At 68.5% G+C, this 9,898-nt stretch carries 9 protein-coding genes and 1 pseudogene; all 10 read right to left on the bottom strand.

Going from position 1 to position 9,898, the window contains the following annotated elements:
• Positions 1-260: pseudogene (locus AOK22_RS16860) on the bottom strand (SRPBCC family protein); the annotation flags it as partial.
• A 28-nt stretch (positions 261-288) separates the two neighbouring features.
• The gene (locus AOK22_RS16855) at positions 289-1,098 is read right to left on the bottom strand and encodes a polysaccharide deacetylase family protein (protein WP_193433241.1); all 810 of its coding nucleotides are present in this window, start codon (positions 1,096-1,098) and stop codon (positions 289-291) included.
• 110 nt (positions 1,099-1,208) lie between these two features.
• On the bottom strand, positions 1,209-1,775 hold the full coding sequence (locus tag AOK22_RS16850; protein WP_055699483.1) for a hypothetical protein: 567 nt from the start codon (positions 1,773-1,775) through the stop codon (positions 1,209-1,211).
• Between the two features lie 39 nt (positions 1,776-1,814).
• Entirely contained in the window at positions 1,815-2,243 is a 429-nt protein-coding gene (locus AOK22_RS16845; RefSeq protein ID WP_055699482.1) for a hypothetical protein, read from the bottom strand.
• 24 nt (positions 2,244-2,267) lie between these two features.
• Entirely contained in the window at positions 2,268-3,080 is an 813-nt protein-coding gene (locus AOK22_RS16840; RefSeq protein WP_141753835.1) for a hypothetical protein, read from the bottom strand.
• 55 nt (positions 3,081-3,135) lie between these two features.
• Positions 3,136-3,792, bottom strand: a complete 657-nt coding sequence (locus tag AOK22_RS16835) for a hypothetical protein (RefSeq protein ID WP_157872249.1) — start codon at positions 3,790-3,792, stop codon at positions 3,136-3,138.
• A gap of 52 nt (positions 3,793-3,844) precedes the next feature.
• Positions 3,845-5,419, bottom strand: coding sequence for a phenylacetate--CoA ligase family protein (locus AOK22_RS16830; protein ID WP_157872248.1), 1,575 nt, complete (start codon positions 5,417-5,419; stop codon positions 3,845-3,847).
• A 12-nt stretch (positions 5,420-5,431) separates the two neighbouring features.
• Positions 5,432-6,790 carry a pyridoxal phosphate-dependent decarboxylase family protein gene (locus AOK22_RS16825; protein WP_055699478.1) on the bottom strand — a complete coding sequence of 453 codons (1,359 nt, stop codon included), beginning with the start codon at positions 6,788-6,790 and terminating at the stop codon, positions 5,432-5,434.
• A gap of 907 nt (positions 6,791-7,697) precedes the next feature.
• Positions 7,698-8,663 (bottom strand): hypothetical protein, encoded by a 966-nt coding sequence (locus AOK22_RS16820; protein ID WP_055699477.1) that lies wholly within the window; start codon positions 8,661-8,663, stop codon positions 7,698-7,700.
• Positions 8,660-9,898 (bottom strand): CotH kinase family protein (locus AOK22_RS16815; protein WP_208606408.1); only part of this gene is annotated, 1,239 nt, incomplete at its 5' end. The genes AOK22_RS16815 and AOK22_RS16820, both read right to left, overlap by 4 nt.

The following is a 9,898-nucleotide window of genomic DNA, read 5'->3' as shown; positions in this document are numbered from 1 at the left end:
CCCCGCTTCTCCAGCCGGCACCGCCCCGGCGCGGTGCCCTCCGGCGGGCACCACTCGACGACCTCCATGACGTCGTCGAAGCCGAGCGGTCCCAGCGCGCTCCGGGCGACGAAGACCGTGCCCGCGTGGGTGGGCGGGGGAGTGCGGACGGTGACGCGGGTGAGGGGGACGACGTCGCCGTGCCGCTCCCAGGCGGTCAGGCGGCGCCAGGCCTCGGCGGCGGGCAGGGGGATGTCTCGGGTGATCTGGAAGAGGGCCACACCGAGAGCCTGCCAGGCCGCGGGGCCGTCAGCGGTACACCTTGCCCGGTTCGGCCTTCCCCGGCGCGAGGAGCTGGGGCACCGTCACGAAGACGTAGCCGCGCTTCTTCAGCTCGTCGATGACGCCGGGCACGGCCGGGACGGTGCCCTTGTAGATGTCGTGCAGCAGGATGATGCCGTCCCGCTTGGTCTGGTCGATGACCCGCTTCTGGATCAGCTTGGAGTCGTCGGTCGTGTAGTCCTTGGCCGTGACGGTCCACAGGATCTCCGCGAGGCCGAGTTCCTTGGAGAGCTTGTTGACGTCGTCGTTCGTACGGCCCTGCGGCGGGCGCATCAGTGTCGGCTTCTTGCCGATGAGCTTCTCGATCGCCTCGTTGGGGCGCTCCAGCTCCTTGCGCGCCTCCTTGGCGTCGATCTTCGTGAGGATCTTGTGCGACCAGGTGTGGCTGGCGACCTCGTGGCCCTCGGCGTCCATCTGCTTCACGAGCTCGGGATACTTCTCGATGTGGTTCTTGCCGAGCGTGAAGAAGGTGGCAGGGACCTTCTTCTCCTTGAGGATTCTCAGCAGCCGGGGTGTGTTCTCACTGGGGCCCGCGTCGAAGGTCAGGGCCACGCACTTGGCCTTGCGGCAGTCGACGGTGCCGAACGCCGCCCGGTCGGCACCCTTCGCCTCCGCGGCGTCCTTGCGGACGGTGCTGGGCGAGGTGGTGTCGAGCTTGGTGCACCCGGAGAGCGCGAGGGTCAGGGCCGCCCCCGCCGCGAGGGCGGAGGCGGCACGACGCAACCTCTTGGTCGAACGCGTCGTCTTCATCGGGGCAGGCATGTTCACGGCTGGCATGCGAGCACTATACATAGGACGTATACAGTCCGTTCATAGTGGTCGCATAAAGACCGTCCGTGCAGGTCAGGGCCTTGCTGCCCCGGCGCAGACCCCGGTGCCCGACGGGATCAGACCGGGACCACCCTGATCGAGGGGTGGATCGCCGTGTTCAGGTAGAGCCGCTCCTTCTTGCCCTCCTGCTCCAGCTCCAGGACGAGCCGGTACCGGTACAGACCGGGCTTCGCGGTGCTCATGACCGTGCCCGCCCAGTAGTAGTAGACGGGCGTGAACTTGTCCCGGACGCGGTCCGGCATCCCGTAGATCTTCAGTTCGTTGAAGATCCGCCGCTCCGCCACGTCCTCCTCGTCGCCCACCTCGGTGTCGAGAAAGACGATGTTGTTGATCTTCGGCATGGGCGGCCAGGTGCCGTCCAGGCGCTTCTCCATGTCGATGGGGCGCACGATCCAGTTGAGGACCTGCCCCTGCTTGCACACGGTCTCCAGCGAGGACGTGCCCTGGCCCTTGCCGCCGATGCTGTTGTCCATCATGTACATCGAGTCGCTCAGCGAGCCCGTCTCCGCCGCCCGCTCCATGTTGATGAGCGTCACGATGTTGAGCTGGACCGAGTTGAGCTGACCGGGATTCTGCTTCTCGCGCGTGCCGCCCTGCTTCTCGCTCTGCGTGCTGGTGCTCACCGTTGCTCCTTCGCGTACGCCGACATGACTGCCCGGCACCTAGCCGACGATGGCCGAGGACAGGGTGGTGGTGATCGGTTCGTCCCTCGTGCCCAGCTTGAACTTGATCTGGTACGTGATCGGGCCCGCGTCGGCCTTCTTCACCGTCCCGGTCCAGTACGCGACGTCGGTACCCGGGTACACCTTCCGCTCCGGCTCGCAGATCTCGCTGTCGATGATGATGCCGTCGATGGCGACGTACGCCTCGCACTCCAGCGCGAGACAGTTCCACAGCAGCTGGTCGCCGCGCTTGGCGAAGGTCTGCAGCTCTCCGGTGCCGAACCCGGTGGAGCCGCCCGACTTGTTCGAGTCGTACATGTACAGGTGCCCGCGCAGGTCGCCGGCCGCCAGGGCGCCCACGGCGTCCACGACCGCGGTGATGGAGATCGGCCGCTTCGCGGCGGATTCCCGCCTCTGCTTGGTGGTCATCGGTTTCTCCTCGTCCGGTGGGGGTCAGGCGCCGCTGCCGGGCCGCGGGGCCGGCGGGATGGGCAGCGGGCCGATGCCCGCCTTGGTGAAGGCGTTGCGCCGGGGCTCCGAGGTGATCCTCAGCGACGAGGAACACGTCAGGTCCACCGGCTCCCAGCGGAGTTCGCCGTTCGTCTGCGCCAGCTTGTGCAGCTGGATGCGCATCGTGTACGAGTACGTCCCCGGCCGGGACGTATCGACGGACGCCGACCAGTACCAGCCGTCGGTCACCATGTCCGGCGAGCCGTACTCCGCCGGATACATGATCTTGGCGTCGACCGCCTCGCCGTAGATGTCCGTGATCACGGGCGCGGGGTAGCTGTACGCGCTCGTCGCCTCCTCGGTGACGACCCGTCCGGTGATGTCCAGGATCTTCTGGCCGGACAGCCGGCCGCGGGTGCGCCGCGTGGTCTTGATCCGGCTGCCCACGTTCTTGCGGATGCGGTTGATCTCGGCCGCCGCGTCGGCGCTCGGCACCGAGGACTTGGCCGCCAGGTCCTGCAGTTCGTTGAGGGCCTGCTCGTCGCTCTGCCGGGCCCGCTCGACCTCGTAGCCGCGGGGCACGGTCGGCGGGATGGAACCCAGGCTGTACGGCAGCCAGTTGAGCACCTGCTCGCTGGCCTGCGATCCGTCCCGCCAGTACGAGCCGTGGATCGCGGTGACCAGGTCGCCGGTCCCCTGGTTCTCGGAGCCGTGCAGCTTCATGTTGTCGAACAGGTAGGTGTTGCCGTCGAGCGTGTGGGACTCCAGCGCGGTGCCGACGTCCACGAGCACGATGATCGCCAACTGTTGGGGCATGATTCCGCCTTCGTCGTCGTTCCCGGCCTGGCCGGTGCCGTGATCGGGTCGGCCGCTACTGGCACATGAGCGCGGGGGAGTCGATGTGCATGATGCTGTTGGAGCCGTCGTACATCTGGACCTCCAGGCGGTACTGGTAGGGCACGCCCCGTGCCATCCAGTGCGGCACCACGCCGGTCCACACGTCGAGGTCGAGCTTCGCGCTCGCCGGGTCGCCGTGGGCCGCGCCCTGCGGGGAAGAGCCGCCCTGGCCCTGCGACTGCGCGCCGGGCGTGCCGTACGCGGACTGCTGCGTCCCGTACGGGGCACCCTGCGGGGAGCCGCCGAGCGTGCCCTGCGGCGAACCGCCGAGCGCGCCCTGCGGTGAGCCGCCGTACGCGCCTTGCCCCAGGGAGCCGTACGAGGCCGCGCCCTGCCCCGGGGAGCCGTACGAGGCCGCGCCCGGCGCGCCCGCGCCGAGCTGCCCGTTGCCCGGCGTGAACGAGATGTTCTTGATCTCGACCGGGGTCTGCAGGTCCACGGCGAGCGCGGTCCACGAGACGACCTGGCCGGGCTTGACCACGGTGATGAGGTTCGGCGTCCCCTGGTGGGTGCTGTTGAACGCCCCGTCGTCCACCATGCAGAGGTTGCCCTCCAGCAGTGACTTGATCGACAGCGCGCCGATGACGTCCACGACGGCGATGATGTTCACTTGTGACTTCGGTCCACTCACGGTGATTCCACTCCTGTCTGCGCACCTGGTGGTTGCGCGCGGTGCCCCGCGCCTAGCCGCGGTCCCGCACCAGCGGGACCTTTCCGACAGCGGTCCGTTCGATCTCGGCGGACAGCCTGGGCACGAACGTGAGCTGCAGGGTGTACCCGGTCTTCTCGATCGACGCGGCGTTCGCCTCCCCGTGGTTGAAGAGGGACAGCGCGCGCGGCAGGGCGTTCACGAACACCTGCTGGAGGCCGTAGGGGCCGAGCACCGAGTCCGCCCGGTAGGTCAGCCCGAGCACGTCGTCCACCGCCGCGTACAGCGTGATCGTCCGGCCCTCGCGGTGGTTGACGAACTGGATCTCGTGCGCGACCGCGTCCAGGTCGACCACCCCGGCGGCCTTCAGCTCGTCGCGCAGCGAGGCGTAGGCGCGCGCGGCCGAGTACTGGCTGTCGTTGAGGTGCAGGATGTCGCCGGTGCGGCCCGCGAACTCGAACTGCCGGGTCTTCAGACCGGGCCCGTCCATGCGCGGGCGGTGGATCATCCGGTCGCCCAGCTTCAGGCGCAGCAGCGGCGTCTCGTGGGCGTGCAGGCGGGTGACGACGAGCTCGCCCTCCTCGCCCTCGGGGACCTGGCGCCCCTCCTCGTCGACGATCTCGATGAAGTGCAGGCCGGGCACCGCAGCGAGCTGGGGGGAGGAGGCGTCCAGCTGCAGGCCGATGGTCTCCGCCTGGGTGGCGGCGAAGTAGCTGAGGATCGACAGGTTCGGGTACAGCGCCTGGAGCTCCACGCGCTTGCGCTGGGGGAGCACGCCGCTGCCGTACAGCGCGACGCGGAAGCTGTCGCGGTACTCCTGGCGCATGCCCGCGCCGAGTTCGGCGAGGATCGCGATGCCCGCGGAGATGCCCATCAGGGCCTTGGGGCCCCGATACGAGAACATGTGCTCCAGGACGGGGGCGGTGACGGGTCCCGCGCCGACGTAGTTCACGCCCGGGACGTGCTGGAGCACGCCGCCGACCATCGTGCCGCTGCTCCACATCTGGTAGTCGGCCAGCGTGGTGAACAGCCACTTGGGGTCGGTGCCCGCGAGGTGTCTCGCCAGTTGATAGGCGCCCATGAAGCGGCCGGCGATCTCGTAGGTGTCCTTCAGCTCCCGCAGGGAGTACACGACTTCGAGCGGCTGGCCGCCGCTGGTGCCGCCGCTCGCCACGATCTCGAACTCGCCGCGGGTCAGGGGCACCACCATGCCCGGCCGCGTGTCCATGAAGAAGTCGCGCTGGACGTCCTTGTCGGACAGCGGGATGTTCTGCCATTCCTCGTACGTCTTGGGGGCGTCCGTGATGCCGGCGCCGCGCAGCCGCTCGCGCCACAGCGGATTGAGCAGCGTGGTGTTCACCGTCTGCTGGAGGCGGCGCAGCACGAGGGCGTCCTGGATCTCGTGCGAGATCTCGCTGTACAGGGTCTGGCAGACCCGCTCGCACTCGCGCATCTTGCTCGCGAACGAGGGGAGTACGGCGACGGCCTCGACGGACTCGGGGCGCAGCTCCCAGTCCGGGATGAGCCATTCGGCCAGTTCGCGGGCGCCGCCGGGAGCCGGCGCGGGCGGTGGAACATACGTTGCCTGTGGAGCGTGAGATGTACTCAACATCCGTCCCCTCTATGCTTTTTCTGTTCCCTCTTCGCTGCTGAGCAGGTCCTGCCCGGTCCTTCTGATTTCGGAGAGCAGCATCCTGAAGTGCTCCCCGGTGATCTGGTGGTTCATCATGACCACGCGCAGGGCCGCCACGCCCTCGACGTTCACCTTCGAGATGAAGAAATTTCCCTCGAACTTCACGCGATTCCTGATGGCGAGCTGCAGCCGGTGCACGTCTTTCTTGTCGAGCCGCTTCCCGGTCCTTTTCATGAGATCGGCCGGGTGGTAGCGGAAGCACAGGATGTTGGCCTCCGGGCGGTGCAGCGTCTCGAAATCGGGATCGGCCCGCACGGCGTCGTGGGCCTCCTGCGTCAATTGGCAGAGATACTCGATCTTCTCCGCGAAAAGGGCCCTTCCATAAATGGCCCACAGCGCCCACAGCGTCATGATCATGGGGCGTTTGGTGCACTCGAAGTTCTTTCCGCCGCTGTCGAAGGCGGTGTAGACGTCCTGCTCCTCGTCGAAGACGTAGCTGGCCTTCTGCCGGAATGCCGAGAGCGCCGTTTCCTTGTTCCGGTAGAAGAGCATCGTGCAGGGTCCTGGGACGAACATCATCTTGTGCGCGTCCCAGGTCAGGGAGTCCGCCCTGTCGATGCCGCGCAGCTTCTCGCGGAGCGTGTCCGAGACGAGCAGGCTCGCGCCGTGCGCGCCGTCGATGTGCAGCCAGATGTCCTGCTCCCGGGCCACGTCGGCGAGTTCGTCGATCGGGTCGAAGGCGCCCAGCGAGGTGCTGCCCGCCGAGGCGACCATGCAGAACACCTTGAGGTTCTGCCGTTCGGCGGCGGCCAGCGTGGCGCGGACCTCGCTCGGGGAGATCTGCCCCTGCCGGTTGAGGGGCAGGCGGACGAGCTGCGCGTCGCCGATGCCGAGCACGCCGGCCGCCCGCGCGACGCTGTAGTGGACGTCGGCACCGACCGCGATGGCGGGCCGGGGCTGGCCGCGCACCGCGGAACCCCCCTGTGACCAGTACCCGGGCAGTTTCTCGTTCCTGGCCGCGAGCAGCGCGGTCAGGTTGGCCAGCGAGCCGCCGGAGGTGGTCACCATGGTGAACCGCTCCGGGTCCCAGCCGATGAACCGGTTCAGCTCGTCGGCCATGATCCGCTCCACGACGTTGGGCAACTGGCCCGCCTCGTAGAAGGACGCGGGCTGGTTGACCATGGCGCTCACGAAGTCGATGACCCCGGCGAGCGGCACGACGCCCGAGAACTGCCGCCCCATGTAGCCGGGGGAGTGCACCTGGATCCCGGTCCTGATGTACAGGTCGATGATGCCCGCGAGACGCTCCTCGTCGAAGGCGGCGACGCTCTGGTGCTCGGTCGTCATCAGCGCCTTCGCGGCCTGGGACAGCTTCGCGGGCTCGATCAGTTCAAGGCCCCTGATCGAGATGTCCGACAGATGTTTCTCCAGCTTCGCGAGAGCTGTTTCTGAGTTCTCCCGGAAGTGCTGCGGGTCAAATGCGTCGAGCAGTAATCCACTCCGTTCGGATACGGGATCACCGGATCGAGATTCCGTCACTAGGGTCCCCCCTCGGAAAGCCCCCGTGTAAACCGTCATGACTGAACAGGCGCACGCCGACAGGGCCCGTCCGGGTCGGTCGCGTGCCACAACGAGGCGTGCCGTCCGGCTGGTCGAACCCGACGGAACCGCCTTTACCGGCGGCACGCGTTCAGCGTCGGCCGCACGGAATCCCCCTCGAAGACTTCTACGCGGCTGTCATCCCCCCGGCATGGTCAGTGCCCTGCCCCCTCAGCGACAACCGTAGGCCGTGCCGATTCAACGAGAAATCGAAAGTCCTGGGTCTGTCCGAAAAGGAGCGCGGACCATCTGATGGTTCGTCAATCAACAGCGGTCACACGCGTATCCGCAGGTATCGGTAACTCCACGGGCCCTCCGTCACTTTCGGACACCATGCCGTCGGCACGTGCACGGCAGAAAGGGAGAGAGGGCAGCGCGCGGGGCGTGCCCGGTGCGGCGCAAGACCTTTCCTGCCATTCTCACCACCGGTTTCCGGGCGCCCTTCCAGGGTTCGCGAGGGGCCGCGAGAGGGGCGGGTAATTCCCTCCCCGTCACGGCGATCCGGCCACCCCTGACCGCCGGTAACGGGACGGCGGAGGGCGCGGGTGTCGAACGGTTGTTGTCCTGATGCGTCGTACGGCAGCCGCGCGAGGCCCCCTACGCCGGTCGTCGCGGGCGAACCCGCGACGACCGGTGCCCGCCCGCGGCCCCCGCGCTAGTCGCCCGACGGGATCAGGAAGAGGTGGATCGACTGGTCCTTGGCGCGGTAGCGGTCGTTCGCCGCGCCCTTCTTCGCGCGGTCCGAGACCACCACGACATGGTCGGACGACACCCAGGACACGCCCTCCGCGTTGCCGTACGCGGTACGGCCCTTGCCGCCCGTGGGCAGCCGGTACACCGTGCCCTGGTCCACCGCCCACTTCTTGGTGGACAGCCGGCCCACCCAGAGCGCCGAGGACGCCTGCGACAGCACGGCGATCCTGCCGTCGCGCACGGACACGCTGCTGTAGTCCTCGAACGGCAGCGACCGGGGCAGCCGGACCGTCCCCGCGTGCTCCCACCGGCCGGCGCCGCGCCGGAAGACCTGGATGCGGCCCCCGCCGGGCCGCTGCCCCTCCTTGCCGCCCGCGCAGCGGTTGCCCTCGCACAGCGCGAGCAGATGCCCGACGCCGCCCCGATCGACCCATTCCAGGCCTTCCATGCCCTTGTTGGCGTCGGTCAGCGCGAAGTCGAGCAGGGCGGAGCCGCGCACGCGCATCCGGCCGTCGTACTCGTGGACGCGGGCACGGAACCCGGCCTTGACCGGGACGGACTCGGTCAGCGCGTAGTAGCGGTCCTGGGCGGGGTCGTGGGCGAGGTCCTCGTACCCCGCGACCTCAAGGGCCTTCTTGCCCTTCGCGCCGCCCCTCGCGCGAGCGCCGGTGCCGACGCCCTTGGGCTGCAGCACGCCGTTCTCCGGTGCCTTCGGGGAGAGTTCACTGCCGACCCGGATGAACGACGTCAGGTTGTCGCACACCACCAGGAAGACGCCGTCGCGGTAGAGCACCCCGCTCGCCTCCAGGCGGCTGCCCGCGCCGTCGCCGATCAGGTCCTGGATCTTGGCCTCCTTGACGAGGCGCAGCTCGGGGGCGTCGGACTGCTTCTGCTTCTTGGCTGCGGTCGTCTTCTTGCCTGCGGTCATGACGGCAGAACCTCCATCGCGCCGGGGAAGACGGCGCCGGAGGCGCCGTTCGGGTAGGTCTTGCGCAGCTCGGCCAGCTGCGCGCGGGCGCTGTCGTAGCGCATCCGCGTGTAGTGGTAGACGCCGTACGTGAACTGGGCGCCGCGGCTCAGCTCCCACTGCCGGTACGCCGCCCGGTACACCTCGTCGTTGGTGAACTGCCGCCCGGTGGAGGGCTGTCCGTCCGGGGTGGCCGACTCGGCGTACGCGGCGGACGAGACGACGCGCTGCCACAGCCCGTCGGTGCGGCCCGAGCCCTCCGCGCCCATCAGCGCGGCGACCCGGTCGGGGCTGAACTCCGTGTCGAGCAGGTACTCCAGGTGGTCCAGGTAGTACTGGCAGAAGTCGTGGTGCCGCAGGAGGTTCGTGAACAGCGGCAGCCGCGACGTCGCGTGCGGGGCGTGCGTGATCCGGCAGTAGTTGCGGCTCATCGCGGGCCAGTCGAGCAGGTCCGTGTACTGCCAGGGGGTGGCGAAGAAGTCGATGCCCGAGCTGTTGTCGTAGTCCCAGGGCACGAAGGTGAAGTACGGGCGTGCCCTGAAGCCCTTGGGGTCGCCGAGCCGGCCCGAGTTGTACAGGTAGTAGTTCGACGGCGTGGCGAAGTAGTTGTCCCAGCTGCCCAGGAGCACGTTGGCGCCCGCCCAGCGCAGGAAGGCCCGCGCGTTCAGGACGTCCTCGACGGAAGCGCGGAAGGCGTCGGTGGTGAACCTCACGTCGTCGCCCGGGAGTTCGACGCCGTTGACCGTGCGGACGAGCGCGGCGAGGTCGTCGTAGGTGTTCGCGGCCGGGTCGTCCTCGTTCGTCTTGAGGCGGTACGTCCGGTCGTCGTCGCGGCTGCCCGCCGTGAAGTACATCCGGCCGCCGTCCGTGCCGTCCGCGGCGGCCCGGTGCTCCAGCGTCGCGCAGCCGACGTCGCCGCAGTACGCCTTGTAGAGGTTGCCCTCGGAGTTCTTGCCGAAGCGGTCCTTGAGGAACTTCTTGTCGACCTGCTCGATGACCGAGAAGAGGCCCATGTAGCGGTCGTTGAGGAAGAACGTCGCGTACGTGTGCTGCGAGGCCGGGATCCCCGCGCGTTCGAGGAGCTGCCAGGCGACGGCCTCCCGCATCTGCGAGGGGTCGTTGTACATCGCCTTGAGGTTGAGCCGCTCCATGCCGTGCAGCCGGTCCTCGCTCTCGCCGACCTCGAGGTCGGCCTT

This window comes from Streptomyces silaceus, assembly GCF_001419745.1.
GTDB lineage: Bacteria > Actinomycetota > Actinomycetes > Streptomycetales > Streptomycetaceae > Streptomyces > Streptomyces silaceus.
This window is presented reverse-complemented; position numbering and strand designations above follow the sequence as displayed.

Bases quoted from the DNA above. Each gene is read 5' to 3' on its own strand.
- AOK22_RS16825 (WP_055699478.1), bottom strand. From the start codon at position 6,790: ATGACGACCGAGCACCAGAGCGTCGCCGCCTTCGACGAGGAGCGTCTC.
- AOK22_RS16845 (WP_055699482.1), bottom strand. From the start codon at position 2,243: ATGACCACCAAGCAGAGGCGGGAATCCGCCGCGAAGCGGCCGATCTCC.
- AOK22_RS16820 (WP_055699477.1), bottom strand. From the start codon at position 8,663: ATGACCGCAGGCAAGAAGACGACCGCAGCCAAGAAGCAGAAGCAGTCC.
- AOK22_RS16855 (WP_193433241.1), bottom strand. From the start codon at position 1,098: ATGCCAGCCGTGAACATGCCTGCCCCGATGAAGACGACGCGTTCGACC.
- AOK22_RS16840 (WP_141753835.1), bottom strand. From the start codon at position 3,080: ATGCCCCAACAGTTGGCGATCATCGTGCTCGTGGACGTCGGCACCGCG.